We start from the raw sequence: 22572 nt of genomic DNA, 5'->3' as shown, positions 1-22572 counted from the left end.
CTTAGCGGTCGAGCGCCAGTTTCGCGCCGAGCGCTATCAGAATGGTGCCCATCGTACCGTCGACGATCTTGCGGATGCGCCCGTAGCCGTACTGCACGCGTTGCATCGAAAACACGAACGCCATCGCGTTGAACCAGCCGAGCGACACGATGCTGACCGCCGCGACGGTCGTCGCATGCACCCATAGTGGCGCGTGCGCGGGCAGCACGGTGACGAACAGTCCGCCGAAGAACGCGGCTCCCTTCGGATTGGTCAGGCCGACGAACAAGCCGCGCCGGTATGCGCCGAGCGCAGTGGACGCGCTGGCGGCGCTCACGTCGAGCGACCCTGCGGGTTTGCCGAGACTGGCGAGCATCCGGATGCCGAGATGGATCAGATAGAGGGCGCCGGCCACCCGGATCGCGCCGTACAGCCACGCGAGCTGCGCGAGGACCAGACCCAGACCGAAAATCGCGAGCGTCGCCCATAGCGCATGCGACGTGGCGATGCCGCACGCGGCGAGGAGTCCGGCGCGGCGTCGGGCGAGCGCCTGGGATGTGACGGCCATCAGATCGGGGCCGGGACTCACGCAGGCGAGCAGCATCACGCCGGCGACCAGCGCGAGGTGCGGGACGTAGTTCATTGAAATACCTTCGAAATGACGCGTGCACGGCCGGCGTGACCAATGAGCCGGGACGGACAACGCGCGCGTAGACGCTTGAAACCGCAGGGAACAGCGAATCTAGCACAGGTGCTTGCGACGCGCTGGACGCCGCGCCGGGCATGCCGGCGTGCCCGGCATGCCCGGTGGTATGCGCTTGCGATGGGTGCGCCCTGCCGGGGTTAACCGGCGTCAGCGGCGGTGGCGGCTTTGCGTGGCCGACGGCCGCGCGATGTCGATTTGCGCGTGGCTTTGCCGGCCTGGCCGGCATCGGTGGCTTCGGCGGCCATTGCGGCGGGGTCCTGCGGCTGGTTTGACGTTGCCGCAGCCGACGGCGGTTCCGCAGTCGAAGCGGCCGCGTCCGCGGCACCTGGTGCTGAGGTCTTTTTCTCCTTCCTTGCTTTTTTCGCCGCAGCCGGTTTGCGCTCGCCTCGCTTCCTGCCGCGCGCGCCCGAATCCGCCCTTGCGTGATCCGCCGGTTCGCCGTTTTCCGTCACGGCCGGGGATGCATGCGCCGCCGCGGGCACCGCTTCCGCACCCGCATCGATGACCTCGCGCAACACTTCGACCGCGGCTTGAGATTCGCCTTCACCGCTGCTGCCGGTCTCCATCGCCCGTTGGCTCGCGGGTTCGTTTGCGGTGTCGATTGCCGACTCGCCTCCCGGTCCCGCTACCACGTTGCGATACACATACGTGCCTGATTTCTCGTCCCGGCCGACTTCGAGCAGCCCGCGCGCCTGCGCTTCATCGAGCAGATTGCCGAATGCACGAAAGCCGTAATAGGTTTCGTTGAAATCAGGCTTGCGCCGCTTGATCGCGTTTTTCAGCACCGACGCCCAGATCTTGCCGCTGTCGCCGCGCTCCGTCGCGAGTGCGTCGAACGTCTGTACGGCGATTTCGATCGCCTTCGTTTTGCGCGTGTCGAGATCTTCCTTGCGCTGTTTGTCGCCGTCGGGCGCGCGCTTCGCGGACGGCTGCGGTGCGCGCGCGGCTTCGCGCTTCGCCGCGGCGCGCTGGCTTTCGCGCACCAGATCGTCATAGAAAATAAACTCGTCGCAGTTCGCGGTCAGCAGGTCGGATGTCGAGCGCTGCACGCCGACGCCGATCACCTGCTTCGCGTTTTCGCGCAGTTTCGACACGAGCGGTGAAAAGTCCGAATCGCCGCTGATGATGACGAAGGTGTTCACATGAGCTTTCGTGTAGCACAGATCGAGCGCATCGACGACAAGGCGGATATCCGCCGAATTCTTACCCGATTGCCGTACGTGCGGAATTTCGATCAGCTCGAAATTCGCTTCGTGCATCGTCGCCTTGAAGCCTTTGTAGCGATCCCAGTCGCAATATGCCTTCTTTACGACGATGCTGCCTTTGAGCAGCAGGCGCTCGAGCACGAGCTTGATATCGAACTTTTCGTACTTTGCATCGCGCACACCGAGCGCAACGTTTTCGAAGTCGCAGAACAGCGCCATGCTGACTGTGTCGAAGGATGACGCCATGAGGGTTTCTCCATTGAAATGCGCGCCCGCATTGCGAGGCAGCGGCGAGAAACAGTGAAAGTATTAGATCGCGCCGGATCGGGCAAGTATTGCGTTAATCGAGCAAAAGAGTTTGCTGTGACGGGCATTATGGTTCATTCGTCGGGAAAAGGCTTGCGTGATGCATCGCGTCTATGTGAGGATTGCCTCATATCATCAGACTCGAAATCCACGTATGGCGTCAGTCAAAGAGAAAATTGCGGAGAAAACCGCGCGGCGCGTCCCGCAACAGGAACGCGCCGCGCGCCGTGTCGAAACACTGCTGGACGCGGCCGCCGAGACGATCGCGGAGCGCGGCTTCGAAGCGGCGACCATGACTGAAATTGCCGAGCGCGCCGGCGCGTCGATCGGCGCGATCTACCAGTACTTTCCGAACAAGGACGCGCTTGTGTTCGCGCTGCGCACCCGTTACGGCAACACGGTGGATGCGCAATGGTCCGCGCTGACCGCGAGCGCCGACGGGCTGACGGTGCCGGAACTGGTCGAGCGGCTGTTCGCGCTGCTGGTCGAATTTATGGATGCGCATCCGGCGTACCTGCCGCTGCTGTCGGTGTCGCTGAATTTCAGGCGTGACGCGGCGGTGCGCAACCGGCTGCGCAAACGCTTTGCCGAACTGTTCCAGCGCTATCGGCCGGCCTTGTCCAGTGACGACGCTTTTCGTATTGCCGAAGTGACGCTGCAGGTCGTGAAAAGCATGAGCCCGCTCTACATTCCCGCGAAACCGAAGGAGCGCGTCGCGCTGATCGGCGAATACAAGGCGGTGCTATCCGCCTACCTCGGCACGCGCCTCGTATGACGACGCACCCGCCCGCGCGGGCGGTAGCCGCCGCTCAGCGCGCTTCGTGCGCGAGCGCCGTGCGCGTCTGCAGTACGTCGTCGATTAACCCATAGCCTTTCGCCGCATCGGCGGACATGAAGGTGTCGCGGTCGGTGTCCTTTTCGATCTGCGCAACGCTTTGCCCGGTACGCTCGGCGAGCACCGCATTCAACCGCTCGCGCAGATAAAGCACTTCCTTCGCCTGAATTTCGACATCGGCGGCCGTGCCCTGGCTGCCGCCCGATGGCTGATGGATCATGATGCGCGCGTTCGGCAGCGCGTAACGCTTGCCTCGCGCGCCCGCCGCAAGCAGAAACGTGCCCATGCTTGCCGCAAAGCCGGTGCACAGCGTCGACACATCCGGTTTGATGAACTGCATCGTGTCGTAGACCGCGAGGCCGTCATAGACGGAGCCGCCTGGCGAGTTGATGTAGAACGCAATATCCTTGTCCGGGTTTTCCGATTCGAGAAATAGCAGTTGTGCGACGATCAGACTGGCCGATTGTTCGTTGACCGGGCCGACCAGAAACACGATGCGTTCGCGCAACAGCCGCGAGTAGATGTCGTAAGCGCGCTCGCCGCGGCCGGACTGTTCGATGACGGTCGGCACGAGGCCGAGACCGGACGCGGAAGGAGGCAGGGGCGGATAGCGCAAATGCATGGGGTCCTCGCTGGTGCGGATAGGAAAGTCGGAATGATGTATACAGGCGCCGCGCACGATCGGCGCGATGCCTGTCAGAGAAGACGCGCGCGTGCCGGCGCGTGTGACGGGAAAATTTTTTCGGCGAAGTGTCACGGCGCGACGGGTTGGGGCGTCAACGGGAAGACGGGGCGCGCAGCGTGGTGTCCCCATGACGATCGAGGAGCATGACGAATGGATGACAACGTTCAACGCACGCAGACGGCCGGTATGGATGGGAGCCACGACATAAGCGGCACGCAACGCACGCACTCCGCCAATAGTGCGAGCACGAGCCGGACAGCGCCGCCGGACGCGGCTTTCGAAGCGCTGCGGCGCAAGCTCGTTGCGCGCGCGCAGCGGATGCTCGGCAGCCGCGCGGAGGCCGAGGATGTCGTGCAGGACGCGTGGCTCAAGTGGCACGGCGCGCGCAGCGCGGACGTGCGTTCGCCTGACGCATGGCTGACGACGGTCACGACACGGCTTGCGATCGACCGTTTGCGCCGCTTGCGAACCGAACGCGCGTCGCATTTGCCCGGCAAGCTGGCGCAGCCATGGCTCGACGGGCTCGCCCCCGCAGCCGACCAACGGGCGCTGCACGCGTCGGACATGTCATACGGCGTCACGTTGCTGCTCGATCGCCTGAAACCCGACGAGCGCATTGCGTTCGTGCTGCACGAAGCGCTCGAGTGCGATTACGCGGAAATCGCGAAGATCCTCGCGAAGACGCCGGCTCATTGCCGGCAGATCGTGCATCGGGCGAAGCAACGGCTGCGGCGCGCGGGCGCGCCGACGAAAGTGGCAGAAGCGGCGGCGGATGCAGCGGCCGATGCGGCCGCGCACGCGCGCATCGTCGAACGCTTGCGGGCGGCGATCGACGCACAAGACCGGATCGGCCTCGTGCGCCTGTTCAGCGGCGGCGTACACATCGCGGATGACGACGGACGTAGCGACGACACGGCGGCGTTCGTGTCCGCCAACACGGAAGTGACCGCGCAGGCGGCGGCCGCGCGCGTTGTTTTGCTATCGGATGAAACGGCCGCGCGCGCGATGTCGCCCGATCGAACGGGGCGCGCGACCGGCACGTTGCGGGCCGAAACAATCGGACTCACCGTGGACGGTACGCCACGCGTCGCATGGCTGGTGGAGGGCGAAATCGCCGCGATGCTGGATGTGGTGTTCGCGGCGAACGGCGCGATCGCCGCGCTGCGCATTGTCACGGACGTCACGGACCCGGCCGCGCTGCACCGGGCTAATCAGACGTTCGGCCTGTCCGCGGTCCGGCGCCTGTTGCAGCGGATCGCCGCACGTGCGTCATGGGCGCGGTGCGGTGCCGTCCCAGTTGATGTCGACGCATAGCACCTGCATGCCGTGCGTGGTCTGCGATGCGATCGACGCGGTCACGCACAGGTGCGCTTCATTGATCGACAGATAAGGCGGGGTCAACTGCACGTGGCCCGGCGTGCGCACCGCCTGGATGAAATAGGGCCGCCGTTCCCAGCTTGCGCCCTCCGAATGCAGCAGCGGGCGAAAGCGTTTCGCGCGCTGCGAAGCGCGCCCCGGCGGCAGCACGTTGTCGCCGATTTGCCGCCCTGAGCCGTCGAGCAGAAAACAGCGCGCGGTTTCGCGCAGCGCGAGCAGCGGCGCAGCGGCGTCGTCTATCGACGCACCGTCGGCAAGCTGTGCGCTCGCGTGTTCGAGCGCGGCGACGAACGGCGCGAGCCGCTCGGCCTGCGCCACTTCGCGGCCTGCGACGCGCTTGCGCAGCGAAGCGGACAGGTTGTCCATCAGATCGACGGTTGCCTGCGGCTTCACCGGTTCGACGCTCGGGCTCGCGAAAAACGTGCCTTGCACGAAATCGACATTGCATTCGAGCGCGATCAGCGCATCGTTTTCGGTGGTCAGATTGCCCATCAAGACGAGTTGCCCGGATTCGTGCAGCAGCGACACAATGCCCGGCAGCACCCGCTCGATATGCGAATGTTCGGTGGCCTGCGCGAGGATGCCGCGGTCGAGCGTGACGATATCGGGGCGCAGCGTCCATACGCGGTCGATATTCGAGTGCTTCGCGCCGAAACCGTCGAGCGCGATCAGGAAGCCCGACTTGCGCAGCGCATCGATGATCTCCGCAAAGCGCGTGGTCTCGCCGCCCGCCTGCTCGCTGACCTCCAGCACGACCCGTTGCGGCGGCAAGCCGAGCGATTTGAGCCCGGCCAGCAGCGCGTCGCCGTAGCTCAAATCCATCAGCGCGGCCGGATGCAGGCTCAGGAAGAGCCACTCGTCGTGGCTGTCGAACGCGTTGAAGTTGCCCAGATGCAGCGATTCGGCGAGCCGTCCGAGTTCGAGCAGGTCGCCGCGTCGCGCGGCTTGCGAAAACACTTCGTGCGACGGCACCTGCATCGCGTTCTCGTCGTGTACGCGCAGCGACGCGTGATAGCCGATCGCGCGCCGATGCGACACTGAAAACACCGGTTGAAACACGCTGAAGACGGTATAGCCGCCGTAGCGCACCGTACGGCGGGAACCTTCCTCCCCCGCCACGGGGCGCGGCGGCTGGAAGCCGGGAGGATCGAGTTCGACCATGCTCATCGTGTCAATCATTCGCGGGAGTGCGCACGCGGCGCGGAGTATTTAGTTTACAGGATCAGTCAGCAAGAAACATGCGCAAAGTCAATCCGCCGTGCTCGCTGACGGATGGCTTTCCCGCAAGGGCTTGCGCGGATATCGCAGCGGACGATCACGCGCGAAGCGGGTCGCAAGCACATCAATGGTGCATCGGGGAACATGCTGCGCCCCGTTGCGGTTCGATGTCAGGTTCGCTCCGATGGATCGGTTTTCGGCGCGGGCCGCCGGATATCGTGGGCGAGCTGCGCGAAGATCCACGACGTGCCCGCCGTAATGATGCCCACGCAGACGAACGTCGCGTGGAACGCGGGCAGCGTGTTCGCTTCGGTGACGCGCGGGATGATGCCGGTGAAGGTCGTCAGCATCGCGCCGGCGACCGTCACGCCGAGGCTCATCGACAGCATCTGCACCAGCGAGAAGAGGCTGTTGCCGCTGCTTGCGCCCCCGGTGCCGAGATCCTTTAGCGTCAGCGTATTCATCGCGGTGAACTGCATCGAGTTCACGCCGCCGAAAAACGCGAGCTGCACGAGCCGCAGCCACAGCGGCTGGTGCGCACCCATCAGCGCGAAGCTCGCCATCGCGAGACCGACCAGCACCGTGTTGGTCACGAGCACGCGCCGGTAGCCGTAGCGGAAGATCAGCCGGGTCACGAGGCGTTTGGACGTCATGCCGGCCGCCGCGACGGGCAGCATCATCAGGCCTGCTTCGAATGCGCTGTAGCCGAGGCTAACCTGCAGCAGCAGCGGCAGCAGATATGGCATCGCGCCGCTGCCGATCCGTGCGAACAGGTTGCCGAGAATCCCGACGCTGAACGTATGAATTCGGAACAGGTCGAGCGAAAAAATCGGTTGCGGCGTGCGCACCGCATGCAACCCGTACGCGGTGAAAAAGCCGAGGCTCAGGATTAGCAGCACCAGCACCGTCGCATGCGCGAAGCCGAATTCACTATGACCGTCGAGCGCCATCGAGATCGCAATCATCGCGACGATCAGCAGCAGATAGCCTTTCAAGTCGAATTTCGCGGTGTCCGGATTGCGCGAATCCGGCATGAAGATAAACGTTGCGATCACGCCGACCACGCCGACCGGCACGTTAATCAGGAAGATCCAGTGCCATGACGCGATCTTGACGAGCCAGCCGCCGAGCGTCGGTCCGATCAGCGGACCAATCAGGCCCGGAATCGCGACGAACGACAGCGCGGGCAGATAGCGTTCGGCGGGAAACACGCGCAACACCGCGAGGCGCCCGACCGGCAGCAGCATCGCGCCGCCGGCGCCTTGCAGGATGCGCCACAGCACGAGTTGCGACAGCGTATGCGCGCTCGCGCACAGCAGCGAGCCGACCGAAAACACGAAGATCGCGCTCATGAATACGCGCCGCGTGCCGAGCTTGTCGGCGAGCCAGCCGGAGACCGGGATCATCACCGCCATCGTCAGCGAATAGGCGATCACGACCGATTGCATCCGCAGCGGCAATTCGCCGAGGCTGGTCGCCATCGCGGGCAGCGCAGTGTTGACGATTGTCGAGTCGAGCGTCTGCATGAAGAAGCCGGTCGCGACGATCCACAACATGACGGTGAGCGAACGGGCGGACGGCTTGGCGGGGAGTGTCTCGGTGCTTGTCGTATTGGCCATGGAGCGAGAGGGCGAGCCGGTTGAGCCGGGCGGCCCATATTTTAAGCAAAAACTGTATCGGCAGGCGGACTATAGGCGCGATATGTACGCCGCGCGTGCAGCGCACCTATGAAGGATAGCGATGCATCCCGCATCGCCCAGCGTGATGCAATGGCGGCGACGGCGGCCGGCCGGTCAGGCTTTCAGTTGCGCGGCTGCATCGAAGAACGCTTGCGCACGCGGGTCTTGCGTATAGGCCGCGTTGATGCGGGTCCACGCGCTCGTTTCCGCGTTCGGGCGGAAATAGTGGCCGGGCGCAACGGTCACGCCAAGCGGCGTGCCGCATTCGGCGAGCGCACGCGAATCTTCGATATGCGGGACACGCGCCCAGATCAGATTGCCGCCGAGCGGTTTTTCGAACACTTCCCAGCCTGCCGCCTCGAGCATCTGCACCGACGCGCCTAACGCGTCGCGCATGCGCCGGCGCAGCCGTTCGAGATGCTTGCGATACATGCCGCGCTCGAGCTGCGCGACCGCCACCGCTTCGGCGAAACGCGAGCCGCCGATCGTGGTCAGCATCTTGATGTCGGCGAGGTCCTTGATGATCGCGTGGCGCGCAATCACATAGCCGATCCGCAGCGAGGCCGACAGCGTCTTCGACAGACCGCCGACGTAGATCACATGCTCGAACTGATCGAGCGTCGCGAGCCGGTCGGTCGCTTCGTTCTGGAAGTCCGCGAAGATGTCGTCTTCGATGATCGTGAAGTCGTGCTCGCGCGCGAGCTTCAACAGGCGAAACGCGACGTGCGGCGCGACCGATGTGCCGGTCGGATTGTGGAACACGCTGTTGACAAAGAAGAGCTTCGGCCGGTGCAGTTTCAATTGCGCCTGCAGCACGTCGAGGTCGGGGCCGTTGCGTGTGCGCGGAATGCCGACGAGATTGACGCCGTGCAGCTTGAGCAAGCCGAACAGGTTGTAGTAGCCGGGATCTTCGACAAACATCGTGTCGCCGGCTTTCAGCATGTAGCGCATCAGCAGGTCGAGCGCCTGGCTCGCCCCCTGAGTGATCAGAATCTGCGACGCATCGACCTCCATGCCGAGCTGCGCGGAGCGGCTGCGCAGGTGTTCGCGCAATACCGCGTTGCCCAGCGGCGTCGCGTAGTCGATCAGGCTCGCGGCGTCGGTGCGCGACACGTGTCGAATGGCCTGCGCGAGACTGTCCATGTCCCGCCACGACTCCGGAATAAAGCCGCTGCCGAGCTTCAGCGTTCCGCCCGGGTGATTCAACTGCTGCAGGATGTGGAACGACTCTTCTTCCGCGCGCCGCGGGTCCGACGTGCCCTGGGAACTGTCGATGCCCGTGCGTATGCGCTGCGCGACGTAGAAGCCTGAGCCGTGCCGGGAATCCAGATAACCGAGCGATACGAGCCGGTCATACGCTTCGATCACCGGAAAGCGGCTGATCTGATAGTCGGCGGCGAACTGGCGGATCGACGGCAGCTTCGTGCCCGCGTGCGCGGTACGTGAGCCGATCCATTGCGTGACGCCGGTGACGATCTGTTCGGTCAGCGGCACACCGCTGTCGCGATCGAGTTCGATATCGAGTTTCATGCGGCTACCCTCGCTGGCCGTTGACTTTCGGCTGAGGAAATCGACAGGTAAACAAAGTGTCCGTTTTTTAACTGCACAGTTCTGTTGAAAGTGTTCGGTACTGTGCATGTGATTGACAGCATCGTACGTCAATAATTGACTGACCGAAATGCCTTGCAAGGAGAACGGCAATGCGCGAAATCCGTACTTTCGAACTCGAACACGGCGAGCCGGCGGCCGCGTGGCGTGTCGCGCAGCCGGCCATTCTTAAAGTCACCGCGGGCGAGGTCTGGCTGACCGTGGAAGGGGATGCCGAAGACTACTGGCTCGGTCGCGGTGAGTCATTCACGTTGCCGCGCGGGGTGACTGCGTGGGTCAGTGCCGGGCGCGATGGGGCACGCGTCGTGCTGTCGGGCAGACGCCATCTGCGCGCGTGGCCTTTGACCGGCACGTCGATATGGAACTGGCTGCCGCGCTGGTTGCTGCCTGCGTGAGCGATGGGGTTCGTCTAACGGATGCGGACGGTTTAGCCGGTTTTCCGCATCCAGGTACCGCGGCGTGCCAGGTGTGCGCCGCGCTTCGTGTCCGATCAATGGTCCCCTTCGTACGCGCCGATATAGCGGGCGCGTGGGCGAATCAACCGGCCATCCGCCGTCTGTTCCATCGCGTGAGCGATCCAGCCGACTACCCGTCCCACCGCAAATAACGTGAACGCCGCGCCGGCCGGCAACGCGAGCACGCGCTCGATTGCCGCCAGCGCGTAGTCGAGCGTCGGTTCGGCGCCGGCCGTGGCGCGCATCGCCGCGGCGAGCCGTTGCACGCCGGCGAGCGGCGCACGTGTGGGCGCGCAGTCGGCAAGCAGCTCGAGCAGCAGCCGCGCGCGCGGATCGCCGTCCGGATACAGCGGATGACCGAAGCCGGGCAGCGGCGGGCGCAGCGCGGTCGTGTCGCCCGGACCGCCGCGCGCGTCGCTGTGTTCCTCGCGCGCAAGACGCGTCGCGAGAAAACGATCGAGATCGGCGGCACGCGACGCGTCGTCGAACAGCGCGGCGACGCGCGCGGTCTCACCCCCGTGCCGCGGTCCTGAAAGCGCCGCGAGGCCGCCCGCGACCGCGCCGAACAGATGCGTGCCGGTCGACGTGATACAGCGCACCGTGAAGGTCGACGCGTTCAGTTCGTGATCGGCGCAGGCAACGAGCGCCGCGCGCAGCAGGCTGATCTGCGGCCGGCCGCGCACGCCCCATGAGGCCGCTAGTTGCCGATGCAGCGGATCGTTCGACGGTGCGACCGACACCATCGCGGCGGCGACAAGGCGCAGCAGCACGCAGGCCGTATCGAGCTGCGCGTCGCGCCCGAGCGCCCACACACGCGGCATTTGCGCCGCGGCGGCGGGCAGCAGCACCAGCACGCGATCGAGCGGCGTGCTATCGCCCCACAATTTCAACCACGCGGACCATTGCGCGGCGGCGAGCGGCGCGGCCGGCGCCTGCGCGATGCGCCGTTCGCCGCATTCCCACAGCAACGCGGCGACCTCTTCCAGTGATGCGCTGCGCGCCAGTTCGATCGCATCGCGTCCGCGGTAGAAGAGCCGCCCGTCGTTGATCAGCGTGATGGCCGACTCGAGCACCGGCACGCCCCAGTCGAGCACCTTCTGTGCGACCTTGCCCGCGCGCTTGCCGTCCGCCTTGCGGCGCGCGAGACGGCGCACTTCGCCGGCATCGTAGAGGCGGCGCTTCGAGTCGGCGTGCGGCGACGAGCTCAGCAGGCCGCGACTCACATACGCGTATAGCGTCGGCAAGCTAATGCCGAGCGCCTGTGCGGCTTCGTCGGCGGACAGATAGCGACCGGAGGAGGTCATGGAAATCGCTCGAAACCGGAAAAATCAATATATATTGATTTTAACAATCAAGATTGATCGATGTGCAAGCGAATTTTAGACTGTTCGCCATTCCTTCTTGTCCTTGCTCTCCGGGCTCGACATCGCTACCGATCATGACGCCTCTTCTCGCTCTCGATCATCTCTGGACCGTGGCCGGCTGCGATGCCGCGGCGCTCGACGCAGTGTCGATTACCGGCAACGATCCCGCACTGCCGTCGGTGTTTCGCGTCGGCACGCTGGCTGCCGCGACCGTCGCGGCGACCGGGCTTGCCGCCGCCGAGTGCTACCGGGTGCGCACCGGGCAACTGCAGCGTGTCAAGGTCGACGTGCGGCGCGCGCTGGCGGCGTTTCGCAGCGAGCGGTATCTGCGCGTGAACGACGGGCCGGCGCCCGAACTTCGTAGCCCGATCTTCGGGTTCTTCGAGACGCGCGACAGCCGGTGGGTCCAACTGCACACGAATTTTCCGCATCACCTCGACGGTGTGCTGAAAGTGCTCGGCTGCGCGAACGACAGGACTGCGGTCGCGCAAGCGATTCGCGACTGGGATGGCGCTACGCTCGATCAGACGCTCGCCGACGCGGGGCTGCCTGCCGCGCTGATCCGCACGCCGCGCGAATGGGCGGCGCTCGAGCAGGCGAAGGCGATCGCGAATCTTCCGCTCTTCGAGATCGAGCGGATCGGCGACGCGCCGCCGCAGCCGATCGCCTCTTTGTCAGCCCGCGCCGGCGAGCCGGCTGGGCAACCGCTTTCCGGCGTGCGCGTGCTGGACCTGTCGCGGATCATCGCGGGGCCGGTCGCGGGTCGCGCGCTTGCATCGCACGGCGCGCAGGTGCTGCTCGTCAACGGCCCGCATCTGCCGAACATTGCGCCACTCGTGATTGACACCGGCCGCGGCAAGCGTTCGGCGACGCTCGATCTGCGCGACGCCGCCGCGCGCGAGCAGCTCGAGGCGCTGACACGCGATGCGGATGTGTTTCTGCAGGCGTACCGGCCCGGCGCGCTCGCCGCGCGCGGCTTTGGACCCGACGCGCTGGCGCGGCAGCGACCGGGCATCGTCTGCGTATCGATCTGCGCGTATGGGCATCAGGGGCCGTGGGCGGCGCGACGCGGTTTCGACAGTCTCGTGCAGTCGGCGAGCGGAATCGCATACACGGAGGCGCGCGCAGCAGGAGTCGACGGTCCGAAACATTTGCCGTGTCAAGCGCTCGACCATGGCACCGGCTATCTCGCCGCGTTCGGTGCGATGGTCGCGCTCCAGCGCCGCGCGACGGAGGGCGGCAGTTGGCATGTGCGGCTGTCGCTTGCGCAAACCGGCCGCTGGCTGCAGTCGCTTGGCCAGATCGAAGACGGCTGGCGAGCGCCCGAAGTGGGGTTCGACGACGTCAAGGACTGCGTCGAAACGGTCGATTCGCCGTTCGGTCGTGTGCTTGGCACGTCGCCCGCGGAGCAGCTGGAGAAGACGCCGGCGTGCTATGGCCGGCCGCCGGTGCCGATCGGTACTGATGACGCCCGGTGGGGAACGGACTAAATGCGCGACCAGACGTGCGACCAGATGCCCGGCAGCAGGGCACGCGCACGGCGCCTGCGTGGCCGATGCGCGTCGCGGCCGCTACTTGCGCAGCTCGGCGACAAAGTCGTAATAGTCATTGCGGCAGTACGTATCGGTCAGTTCAATCGCGCGCTGATCCGCCGTATAGCCGACCCGCGTGATCAGCAGCAACGCTTCTTTCGGCGCGATGCTCATCTGCTGTGCGATTTCTTCGCTCGCATTGACCGCGCGAAAGTGCTGCAGCGCACGCACGATCGCTAGACCGCGCTGTTCGAGATACGAGTACAACGAATCGCCGATGGCCTGCGGATCTGGAATCACCGAAGCGGGGAAAGTCGAATTTTCGACGGCCATCACGATGCCGTCCGCGAGCCGCAAGCGCCTCAAGCGCGTGACCGCGGCCGCCGGCGACAACCCGAGGCGGATTACTTCATCGCGATTGGCGGGCAGGATCTCGCGCGAAAGCCACTGCGAGCTTGGCGTGAACCCGCGCCGGCGCAGCATTTCGCTGAAGCTCGACAGCCGCGACAACGGATCTTCATAACGTGGCGTGATGAAACTGCCCGCGCCCTGCGTGCGGCGGATCAGCCCCTGTTCGACGAGCAGCGCGATTGCCTTGCGCGCGGTGATGCGCGATACGCCTAGCGCATCCGACAGCACGCGTTCGGAAGGCAGCGCTTCGCCCGGATTCCAGCGATTGTCATGAATAGCGTGGCCGAGCTTGCGGGCGAGTTGCAGGTAGAGCGGCGTATCGTTTTCCGGGTCCGGGCGCAGGTCGCGCCAACGGTCTTCCGAGGCTGAGTTCATGAAGTGTGCGCAAGAAAGGCAAGCGGCAATTCTAAGACATCGGCGCGCTGCCTTATAGCGGGCTTTTGCCTGGTTTGCCGATGCGTTTGCCGCCAAAACGCTAAACTCGACGCAGCGCACCGCAACCTGTCCATGGAGAAATCAATGATGACCGACATCCCCACTGTGACGCTGCCCGACGGCGAGCGTATTCCGAAGCTGGGGCAGGGCACGTGGGAGATGGGCGAGCGTACCGCGCAGCGCGCCGCGGAGATCGCCGCGCTGCGCGAGGGCATTGCGCTCGGCATGACGCTGATCGATACCGCGGAGATGTACGGTGAAGGTTCGACCGAGTCGCTCGTCGGCGAAGCGCTCGCGGGCGTGCGCGACGATGTGTTTCTCGTCAGCAAGGTGTATCCGCATAACGCCAGCCGGCGCGGCGTGCAGGCGGCATGCGAACGGTCGCTAAAGCGCCTGAAGACCGATCGGCTGGACCTGTACCTGCTGCATTGGCGCGGCCCGGAGCCGCTCGAAGAAACTGTCGCGGGCTTCGAGGCGTTGCGCCAGGCCGGCAAGATCCGGCATTGGGGGGTGAGCAATTTCGACGTCGACGATATGGAAGAACTCGCCGCGGTCCCACATGGCGATGCCTGCGCAACCAATCAGGTTCTCTACAACGTCGCGCGACGCGGGCCGGAATTCGATCTGCTGCCGTGGCTCAACGCACGCAGCATTCCGATGATGGCTTATAGCCCGGTCGATCACGCACGGCTACCGAAGCGCTCGCCGCTCAACGAGATTGCCGCCGCGCACGGCGCATCGGTGTTTCAGATTGCGCTTGCGTGGGCGCTGCAGCAACCGGACGTCTTCTCGATTCCGAAGGCGGGGCGGGTTGAGCACGTGCGCGACAACCGGCGCGCCGCCGAACTGCAGCTGAGCGCCGACGATATCGTGACGATTGACGCGCACTTTCGTCCGCCGCTTCGCAAGCAGCCGCTCGAAATACTGTGATCAGCTACACGGGTGATGCATGTGCACCGAGCCGAGCAACGCAACCTCGGCGGGGGTCGCCTTGAGCGCATCGACATCGACCTGGCTTGTATCGCTCAGAAAGTCGTCGATAATCGACGATACCCTTACATCTGGCAGACACAGCGACACGCGTTGTGTTTCACCTGCGGGCAGCGCTTTACGCTGCGCGAGGAACAGCACGCCGTATTGATAGCCGTGGATGATGCCGCGGACCGCGCCAAGGCATTGACCCTGCGCGACGTTATCGTCCTTGCGCCCGCAGAGTTGCGCAAGCGCATACGCGGAGAACGTCGGGTCGACGGCTGGCGCTGCGCGGAGCTGGGAGGATTGCATCGGTGCCGCGGATGGCGGCGCAGCACCCGGGTTGCCCGTCTGGGCTTGTGCTTGCGATGCGAAGCCGGACAACGCCGCGCATAGCCAGAGGGCAGTGATACGTGCAACTGAGCGGGGGAGGTGTGGTTGCATGGCGGTGCCCCATTGAACGGTGACTCAACTAGGAGGCGTTCGAAGCGGTTTGGTTCCGATCTTGTGCATTGTGTGATGCGCAGCGGATGAGCGCGTCGACCGATGCGATCGCGGTCCGGGCGGTGACGTTCGACCGGGGGATCGGAACGTCACCGCCGCCGCTGCCGGCGCAGCGCTGGCCATCACGGGTGACCATGCGGTTCGTCACGGCTGGAATGGTGCGGGGGCACCGTTCACCCGGGATCTAGTGCCCGTTGCCGCCGCCGTTGCCGCCACCACCACCGCCGCCGCCCGAGCCGCCACCTTTGCCCGAACCACCGCTGCCACGTCCGAAGCCGCCTCCGAAGCCGCCGGCGCCAAAGCCACCCGCGCCAAAGCCACCACCGAAGCCTCCGCCGAAGCCCCCACCGAAGCCGCCTCCGCCAAAGCCGCCTCCCTGGCCACCGGCAGGACCGCCGCTTGGACCACCAGCGCCTGCGCCGCCACACCCACAACCGCCACTGCTGCCACCACCGCTACCACCACCGCCGCCACCGCCGCCACCACCGCCGCCGCCACCGCCGCCACCGCCGCCACCGCCACCGCCGCCACCGCCGCCACCACCACCCGCTCCCCCGCCGCCGCCCGCGCCACCGGATGCCGCGCCCCCGCCAGCGCTTCCCGCCGAGCCATTGCCACCGGCCGCTGCGGCACCGCCGGCGGCCGCGCCGCCCCGGGCACCGCCGCGCGCATACGGACCACAGTTATTCTGGTTGCCAATACAACTATCCGGAGTGAACACCGCCGCCGCGTCGTCGGCAGCGGTCGCGTTCGCGGCATCGGCGGCCGATTGATCCGTCGCCGTCGGTTCGCCCGGCGCGCCCGCATCGCCGCTGCCCGGCTGCCCGGCCACCGACACGCTGCTTGCCGGCAGCGCGGCATCCGCAACGACCACCCATTTCGGAATCACTTCGTCCGCGGTCGCGGCTTGCGCGGCGGCAAAATGTCCCGCGCCGAGCACAATCATCACCGCACCCCGTACATACATATCGCAGTGCGTAATAAATTTCTTGGTCTTCATCGCACTTCTCCCCGGAATCTGCAGCGCCGTCGCCGCGATTCCCTTTGTTCCAATCCTGTCGGCGGGCGGGCCGTGTGACTGCGCCGTCACACGGCTCGCCGCCCTTTTTGCCCCGTAGCTTGTCTCGCGCGCCGCAGGCCGCTTGTGACGGCCTGCGGTTCGCCACGCTCCCTGGGATCGCCGCATATCGGTCGATCCGCGTGCCTGCCGGTGTGCGTCGATCGTCATCACGATCGGCGCGGAACCGGACGCACGCGATCAAGCGATAAACATGCCATTGGACGCAAACGCGCGCCACGTACGGCGCGGCGTACGCGCATCGAACGCGTGCATGCGTAAATCGGTGGAAAACGTTTCTGCGCTGAAACGGCCGCGCGAAATCAGCGCGCGCGACGTTTCATCCGCGCCGCTGAAGCGAGCGAAGCTCGTCGATCGGGATATGGCAGCGAATTTGATGGCCGTCGCCGGCATCGGAGCAGGGCGGGTCCTGCTGTTCGCAGATCGAGCCGATCTTGCGCGGGCAGCGCGTATGGAACACGCAGCCCGAAGGCGGCGCAGCGGGACTGGGCGGCTCGCCCTCGAGATGGATGCGTTGACGGTCGGCGCTCGTTGCATGCGCATCGAGCGTGGGCACCGACGACAGCAGCGCTTCCGTATACGGATGATGTGGGCCATCGAACACGGCGGCAGCCGGCCCGATCTCGAGCAGCCGCCCGACGTATAGCACGGCGATGCGGTCCGACAGATAACGCACGACGTGCAAGTCGTGCGAGATGAACACGTAGCTCACGCGATGTTCGCGCTGCAGATCCGCGAGCAGGTTCAGGATCGCGGCCTGTACCGACACGTCGAGCGCGGATGTCGGCTCGTCGCAGACCACGACGCGCGGGTCGCCTGCGAACGCGCGCGCAATCGCGACACGCTGCTTGAGTCCACCGGACAATTGCCGCGTGCGCGCACTCAGATAGCGGTCCGGCAAGCGTACCGAGGCGGCGAGCGAGGTGAGCCGCTCTTCGCGCGCAAGGCCGCGTAAGGACGTGAGCCGCGAAAGTGCGCGACCGATCAGACGCTTGACCGAATGCGCGCGATTAAGCGCCGAATCGGGATTCTGAAACACGATCTGCAGCGACTTCACCTGCTCGTCGTTGCGGCGTGTCACGCGTGACGGCAACGGCGAACCGTCGAGTTCGAGCACGCCGCCTGTGTCGGGCGCAATCAGTCCGAGCAGCATTTTCGCGAGCGTCGTCTTGCCGCTGCCCGATTCGCCGACGAGGCCCAGCGTCTCGCCCGCCGCAAGCTCGAGCGAGACCGCATCGACCGCGCGTAGCACCGCGCCCGATGCGTGAAAGGTCTTCGAGATGCGCTCCGCGCGCAGCACGCGCTCGACTCCGTCGGGCTTCGACACAGCCGGTGGCGCCTCCGTTTGCGTGTGCGCGGATGGTGCGGATGGCGCAGAGGATGTGCGCTGAGCAGGGACATGCGCATTGGCGCGCGGCAATTCGATCGCGCGCTCGTGATAGTGACAACGCGACATCTGATCGCCATGTTGCGCGCTCATCCGGTACGGCGGCGGCGCATCGCGACGGCAGCGTTCGTCGGCGAGGAGGCAGCGGTCCACATAGATGCAGCCTTGCTTGATCGACCCGGGCGACGGCAGGCTGCCTGCGATCGTGTCGAGCCGGTCGGTATCCTTGTTGCGGCCGGGGCTCGGCAGGCAGCGCAGCAGACCGACCGTATAAGGATGGCGCGGCCGTGCGAACACGTCGCGCGTCGCACCTTCTTCGACGAGCTTGCCCGCATACAGCACGCCGACCCGTTCGCACATCTTGCCGATCACCGCGAGGTTGTGGCTGATGAACAGCACCGCGGTGCCATATTCGTTGCGCAACTGCGCGATCAGATCGAGTACTTCCGCTTCGACCGTCGCATCGAGGCCCGTGGTCGGTTCGTCGAGTATCAGCAGCGCTGGGTTCGACGCGAGCGCCATCGCGATCACCACGCGCTGCTGCATGCCGCCCGACAGTTCGTGCGGGTAGCTGTCCATCACGCGCTCGGGCGCCGCGATCCTGACTCGCCGCAGCATCTCGAGTGCGCGCCGCAGCGCGTCGTCATAGGTTGCGCCGGTTACTTCGAACGCTTCCGCGACCTGGCGCGCGATAGTCAACGATGGGTTCAGCGCGCGCGACGGGTCCTGATAGACCATCGAGATCGCGTTCGCGCGCAACTCGCGCAACGCGTGGGCATCGAGCGACTCGACGTCCTCACCGGCAATCGAAATGCGGCCGGCTTTCACGCGGCCATTGCGCGGGAGATAGCGCAGCACCGCCATGGCGACGGTCGACTTGCCACAGCCCGATTCGCCGACAAGCCCATAGGCCTCGCCGCGCCGCACGCGAAACGAGACATCCTGCAGCACGTCGCGATCGCGTCCGCGCACGCGATACGCAACGGTGAGGCCGACGAGGGTCAGCGCATCCGAACGGTCGCGCTTCGATATGTCGAATGCGGGAAACGCAGCAGCCGGCGATGCGCTCATCGGTCGAGCACTCCTTGCACGCTGTCGGCAATCAGATTCACGCCGACCACCAATGACGCGATCGCCGCCGCATCGAATACGACGGTCCACCATGCGCCGCCCGCCATCAGCGTGTACGACTCGGACAGCGCGAGCCCCCAGTCCGCGGACGGCGGCTGGATACCGAAGCCGAGGAACGACAGCGTCGCGACTGAAAAGATCGCGTAGCCGAGGCGCACCGTCGCTTCGACGACGATCGGCGACAGTACGTTCGGCAGAATTTCGGCGAACATGATGTAGAACGCGTGCTCGCCGCGCAGCTGCGCGGCGGCGACATAGTCGAGATGGCGTTCGGCGAGCACCGCGGCGCGCACGGTGCGCGCGGTGATGGGCATGAACGTGATGCCGATCACGAGAATCACCGTGAGGTTCGACGCGCCGACCGCGGCGAGCGCAAGCAGCGCGACGATCACGAGCGGCAACGCGAGCACCGCATCGATCACGCGGCCAATCAGATGATCGACCCATCCGCCGAAATAGCCGACCAGAAGACCCAGCGCGGTGCCGGCCACCGTGCCGACCAGTGTGGCGAGCGGCGCGATCGTCAGAATGTCGCGCGCACCGACGATCACGCGCGAATAGACATCGCGGCCGAGCTGATCGGTGCCGAACCAGTGCGTATGATCGGGCGGCAGCAGCGAGTTCAGAGGATCCGACGCATACGCATCGTGCGGCGCGATCCATTTGCCGGCGATTGCGCAGGCGACCCACCACAGCACAATCAACACGCCGATCAGGAAGCTCGGCGACAGAAGCAGCAAGCGCAGGCGTTCGTAACGCGGCTCCTGCGCGCGCGGCGGCGGTGCGGCGGGGGTGGTTGCAGAGGTGGCGTCGGGCGCTTCAGGCGTACCGGGTGCGGCGCTTGTCATTCGGCGCTCCTCACGCGCAGGCGCGGATTGAGTGTGACGTGCAACGCATCGGCAACGAAATTGGCCACCGTATACACGACGCCGACCGTCAGCACCCCAGCTTCGAGCATCGGAAAGTCCTTCGCTTTCGCGGCGTTGTAGATCAGCGAACCGATACCCTCATAGTGAAACAGCGTCTCCACGACGACGAGGCCGCCGATCATATAGCCCAGCTGCGTGGCGGCGACCGTGACGGTCGGTAGCAGCGCATTGCGCAGCACGTGCCGGAAAATCACGATGTGCGGCGGCAGTCCTTTGAGGATCGCGGTGCGCGTGTAGTCCGCATCGAGCGCTTCGACCGTGCCGGCGCGTGCCATCCGCGCGATATAGCCGAAGAAGATAAACACCAGCGGCAGGACCGGCAGGATCAGATGCCGCAGCTGTTCGAGCGCGCCGGCGCCGGCCGGCGCGGTGGCTTCGATCGGCAGCCACTGCAGCCACACGCCGAACACGAGAATCAGCACGATCGACGACACGAACTCCGGCACCACGGTTGCCGACAGTCCCGCGATGCTGATCGTGCGGTCGACCCAGCGTCCTTCATGTAGCGCGGCCCATACGCCGCCCGCGATGCCCAGCGGCACGACGATGATAAACGCGAGCAGCCCGAGCTTGGCCGAGTTCGCCAGCGCGCTGCCGACGAATGGCGCAACCGGTTCGCGAAACGCGTACGACGTGCCCATGTCGCCGTGCATCAGATGCGTGATCCACTGCGTGTATTGGGTGAGAAGCGGCTGGTCCGCGCCGAGTTGATGATTGAGCGCGGCGACCGCGCGTGCATCGGCGAGCGGGCCCAGGATCGCGCGGCCGATGTCGCCAGGCAGCAATTGCCCTCCCGCGAACACGAGCACCGACAGCAGCCACAGCGTGACCAGCGCGAGCGCGAGACGCGCCGCGAGAAAGGCGGCGACCCGAGCCGTGTTGCCCGACGCGCCGCGTGTGACGGTGGAGGCAGTGGTCGACATCGATCTCCCTTTGCGACCGGGTTATTGCGGCGACCGGTGTGAGCGAACCGGCTACGCGCCGATCACCGCGCGATCGAAGTACAACTGCGCGAGCGCAGTGAAACGCACGCCATTGAGCTTCGCGCGTGCCGCTATCAACTGATCGTAAAAGAAAGGAATGATCACCGGGCTTTCGTCGAGCAGCAGCGTCTGGATTTGCGCAGAGATCCGCTTTTGCGATGTGATGTCGAGCGCCGCATCGAAATTGGCAACCAGCCGGTCGTACTGCGGATTCCTGAAGTGCGCCGCGTTCCACGTGCCCGTGCTGGTCAGCGGCGCCTTCAGGAACACGTTCGGCACACCGCGCGCGCCGTAATCGGTGATGCCGAATGGCGCGTCGAGCCAGTCGGACTTGCCGGGCGCGCCCGCGCCGTAGTACATCGACTGGCTCTCGACCTTCAGGTTGATGCGTACGCCTATCGCCTTCGCGTAGTTCTGCACGACGACTGCGAGATCCGGCAGTTCCATGTACTTCTCGGTCGTCAGCGTGATATCGAAGCCGTTCGGCACACCCGCCTGCGCAAGCAACTGTTTGGCTTTCGCGACGTCGATCCGGCGTTGCGGTACGCCGGCATCGGACGACGGGAACACCGGTGCGAACGGGCTGTCGTTGCCGATCTGCGCACGGCCGCGAAACAGGCCGCGCACGATCACGTCGCGGTCGATCGACAGCGCCATCGCCTGACGCACGCGCTTGTCCTTGAATTGCGGACTGTCGTTGCGCATGTGAATCTGCCGGTGCGCACTCGACTTCACGCCGATCACCTTGAACTCGGGATTGTTCAGCAGACCCAGCCCGCCCTGTACGGTGAAGGTGCCCATCACGTCCGCCTGATGGCCCTGCAACGCGAGAATCTGCGCCTGCTGGTCCGCGTAGAACACGAATTGCACGCGCTCCGGCAACGCCTTTTCGCCCCAGTAGTCCGGGTTGCGCACGAACGACGCGCCGACCTTCGGCTGATACTTCTCGAGCTTGAACGGCCCGGTGCCGATAAAGGACTTCTCGTAGTCACCCGCATAGCTGGCGGGCAGGATGATCGCGTTGTAGTTGTCCGACGAAACGTAGTACGGAAAGTTGCCGGTCGGCGCGTCGAGGTGGAATTCGACCGTGTGCTCGTCGACGACCCGGGTGCCACCCTTCGACAGCACACGCTTCAACACCGATAGCGCCGCCGAGCCGCTCGCCGGGTCCGCGAGGCGGTCGAACGTCGCGGCAACGTCCTTCGCGGTGAACGGCGCGCCGTCGCTGAACTTCACGTTCTGGCGCAGCCTGAAGGTCCACACGTCGCCCTTGTCGTTCGGCTTCCACGAGATCGCGAGCGCTGGCCGCAGCATCAGTTTTTCGCTGTCGTCATCGAGCAGGAATTCGCCCGTCTGGTTCAACAGCGCGAGGCTGCCGGCGTCGGTGACGGTCAACGGATCGACGGCGCCGGCCGGCATCAGATGGGCGACGCGGATCGTCGCGTTCGACGCGCCTTGCGCCCGCACGTCGCGCGGTCCGACCAGACCCGCGCCCGCCAGCGAAAGCCCGATCACGCTCGCGTAACGCAGCAGGTCGCGGCGTGACAGGCGGCCAGCGAGAAATTCGTCGATCGCATGGTGGCCGTACGGGTCGGCGCCGCGGCGGGCGGCCTCGAGGGCCCGGCGTACATGCGGTGGGTACGGGAGGTCCGCGGGGATCTTCATCGATGGATAGTCCGGTCCGTTCTGTTGAGCGCCGCGCGCGACAGGGCGAAACAAGGGGCGCGGCGGTGCGAGCGGTACTGCGACGATGGATGCGGGCTCAGTGTAAGCGATTGCCCTGCGGTTCGGCG

19 protein-coding genes are annotated in these 22572 nt (G+C 65.6%); 5 read left to right on the top strand and 14 right to left on the bottom strand.

Going from position 1 to position 22572, the window contains the following annotated elements:
• Position 1: 1 nt before the first annotated feature.
• The gene (locus tag HV796_RS01350) at positions 2 to 622 is read right to left on the bottom strand and encodes a LysE family transporter (RefSeq protein ID WP_175224378.1); all 621 of its coding nucleotides are present in this window, start codon (positions 620 to 622) and stop codon (positions 2 to 4) included.
• 200 nt (positions 623 to 822) lie between these two features.
• Positions 823 to 2136, bottom strand: coding sequence for an NYN domain-containing protein (locus HV796_RS01345; protein WP_175224376.1), 1314 nt, complete (start codon positions 2134 to 2136; stop codon positions 823 to 825).
• Positions 2137 to 2350: 214 nt separating this feature from the next.
• Here HV796_RS01345 and HV796_RS01340 point away from each other — a divergent pair, with 214 nt between their 5' ends.
• A complete protein-coding gene (locus tag HV796_RS01340) occupies positions 2351 to 2971 on the top strand; it encodes a TetR/AcrR family transcriptional regulator (RefSeq protein WP_175224374.1) in 621 nt (206 codons plus the stop codon).
• Between the two features lie 34 nt (positions 2972 to 3005).
• Here HV796_RS01340 and clpP read toward each other — a convergent pair whose 3' ends face one another.
• Entirely contained in the window at positions 3006 to 3653 is a 648-nt protein-coding gene (gene clpP, locus HV796_RS01335) for an ATP-dependent Clp endopeptidase proteolytic subunit ClpP (protein ID WP_175224372.1), read from the bottom strand.
• 213 nt (positions 3654 to 3866) lie between these two features.
• Between clpP and HV796_RS01330 the strand changes: the two genes are divergently transcribed.
• Complete coding sequence (locus HV796_RS01330) at positions 3867 to 5030, top strand: sigma-70 family RNA polymerase sigma factor (protein WP_246355629.1); 1164 nt, start codon at positions 3867 to 3869, stop codon at positions 5028 to 5030.
• On the opposite strand, the gene HV796_RS01325 is transcribed toward HV796_RS01330, so the two are convergent.
• The 3 genes from HV796_RS01325 to HV796_RS01315 form a co-directional block, all read right to left on the bottom strand.
• Positions 4986 to 6260 carry an EAL domain-containing protein gene (locus HV796_RS01325; RefSeq protein ID WP_175224370.1) on the bottom strand — a complete coding sequence of 425 codons (1275 nt, stop codon included), beginning with the start codon at positions 6258 to 6260 and terminating at the stop codon, positions 4986 to 4988. The genes HV796_RS01330 and HV796_RS01325 overlap by 45 nt on opposite strands.
• Before the next feature lie 221 nt (positions 6261 to 6481).
• On the bottom strand, positions 6482 to 7930 hold the full coding sequence (mdtD, locus tag HV796_RS01320) for a multidrug transporter subunit MdtD (protein WP_246355628.1): 1449 nt from the start codon (positions 7928 to 7930) through the stop codon (positions 6482 to 6484).
• 174 nt (positions 7931 to 8104) lie between these two features.
• Positions 8105 to 9520, bottom strand: coding sequence for an aminotransferase-like domain-containing protein (locus HV796_RS01315; protein WP_175224368.1), 1416 nt, complete (start codon positions 9518 to 9520; stop codon positions 8105 to 8107).
• 170 nt (positions 9521 to 9690) lie between these two features.
• Between HV796_RS01315 and HV796_RS01310 the strand changes: the two genes are divergently transcribed.
• Positions 9691 to 9993, top strand: coding sequence for a DUF2917 domain-containing protein (locus tag HV796_RS01310; RefSeq protein ID WP_175224366.1), 303 nt, complete (start codon positions 9691 to 9693; stop codon positions 9991 to 9993).
• 95 nt (positions 9994 to 10088) lie between these two features.
• On the opposite strand, the gene HV796_RS01305 is transcribed toward HV796_RS01310, so the two are convergent.
• Complete coding sequence (locus HV796_RS01305; protein WP_175224365.1) at positions 10089 to 11357, bottom strand: citrate synthase family protein; 1269 nt, start codon at positions 11355 to 11357, stop codon at positions 10089 to 10091.
• A gap of 134 nt (positions 11358 to 11491) precedes the next feature.
• On the opposite strand from HV796_RS01305, the gene HV796_RS01300 reads away from it, so the two are divergent.
• Positions 11492 to 12907 (top strand): CoA transferase, encoded by a 1416-nt coding sequence (locus tag HV796_RS01300; protein WP_175224363.1) that lies wholly within the window; start codon positions 11492 to 11494, stop codon positions 12905 to 12907.
• An 81-nt stretch (positions 12908 to 12988) separates the two neighbouring features.
• Here the strand turns inward: HV796_RS01300 and HV796_RS01295 are convergent, their stop codons facing one another.
• On the bottom strand, positions 12989 to 13735 hold the full coding sequence (locus HV796_RS01295; RefSeq protein ID WP_175224360.1) for a GntR family transcriptional regulator: 747 nt from the start codon (positions 13733 to 13735) through the stop codon (positions 12989 to 12991).
• Between the two features lie 147 nt (positions 13736 to 13882).
• Between HV796_RS01295 and HV796_RS01290 the strand changes: the two genes are divergently transcribed.
• Positions 13883 to 14725 (top strand): aldo/keto reductase, encoded by an 843-nt coding sequence (locus HV796_RS01290; protein WP_175224548.1) that lies wholly within the window; start codon positions 13883 to 13885, stop codon positions 14723 to 14725.
• Here the strand turns inward: HV796_RS01290 and HV796_RS01285 are convergent, their stop codons facing one another.
• The 6 genes from HV796_RS01285 to HV796_RS01260 all read right to left on the bottom strand — a co-directional run bounded on the left by HV796_RS01285 (position 14726) and on the right by HV796_RS01260 (position 22444).
• Positions 14726 to 15079: a hypothetical protein gene (locus tag HV796_RS01285; RefSeq protein WP_377695543.1), complete on the bottom strand. Its 354-nt coding sequence runs from the start codon at positions 15077 to 15079 to the stop codon at positions 14726 to 14728.
• A gap of 376 nt (positions 15080 to 15455) precedes the next feature.
• Entirely contained in the window at positions 15456 to 16271 is an 816-nt protein-coding gene (locus tag HV796_RS01280; protein WP_246355627.1) for a hypothetical protein, read from the bottom strand.
• A gap of 397 nt (positions 16272 to 16668) precedes the next feature.
• The gene (locus tag HV796_RS01275) at positions 16669 to 18807 is read right to left on the bottom strand and encodes a dipeptide ABC transporter ATP-binding protein (RefSeq protein WP_175224357.1); all 2139 of its coding nucleotides are present in this window, start codon (positions 18805 to 18807) and stop codon (positions 16669 to 16671) included.
• Positions 18804 to 19715: an ABC transporter permease gene (locus tag HV796_RS01270; protein ID WP_175224355.1), complete on the bottom strand. Its 912-nt coding sequence runs from the start codon at positions 19713 to 19715 to the stop codon at positions 18804 to 18806. The genes HV796_RS01275 and HV796_RS01270 overlap by 4 nt, the downstream gene beginning before the upstream one ends.
• The gene (locus HV796_RS01265; protein ID WP_175224353.1) at positions 19712 to 20719 is read right to left on the bottom strand and encodes an ABC transporter permease; all 1008 of its coding nucleotides are present in this window, start codon (positions 20717 to 20719) and stop codon (positions 19712 to 19714) included. The genes HV796_RS01270 and HV796_RS01265 overlap by 4 nt, the downstream gene beginning before the upstream one ends.
• A 51-nt stretch (positions 20720 to 20770) precedes the next feature.
• Positions 20771 to 22444, bottom strand: a complete 1674-nt coding sequence (locus tag HV796_RS01260) for an ABC transporter substrate-binding protein (protein ID WP_175224352.1) — start codon at positions 22442 to 22444, stop codon at positions 20771 to 20773.
• Positions 22445 to 22572: the final 128 nt, after the last annotated feature.

The sequence above is a fragment of the Paraburkholderia humisilvae genome, from assembly GCF_902859855.1.
Taxonomy (GTDB): Bacteria; Pseudomonadota; Gammaproteobacteria; order Burkholderiales; family Burkholderiaceae; genus Paraburkholderia; species Paraburkholderia humisilvae.
This window is presented reverse-complemented; position numbering and strand designations above follow the sequence as displayed.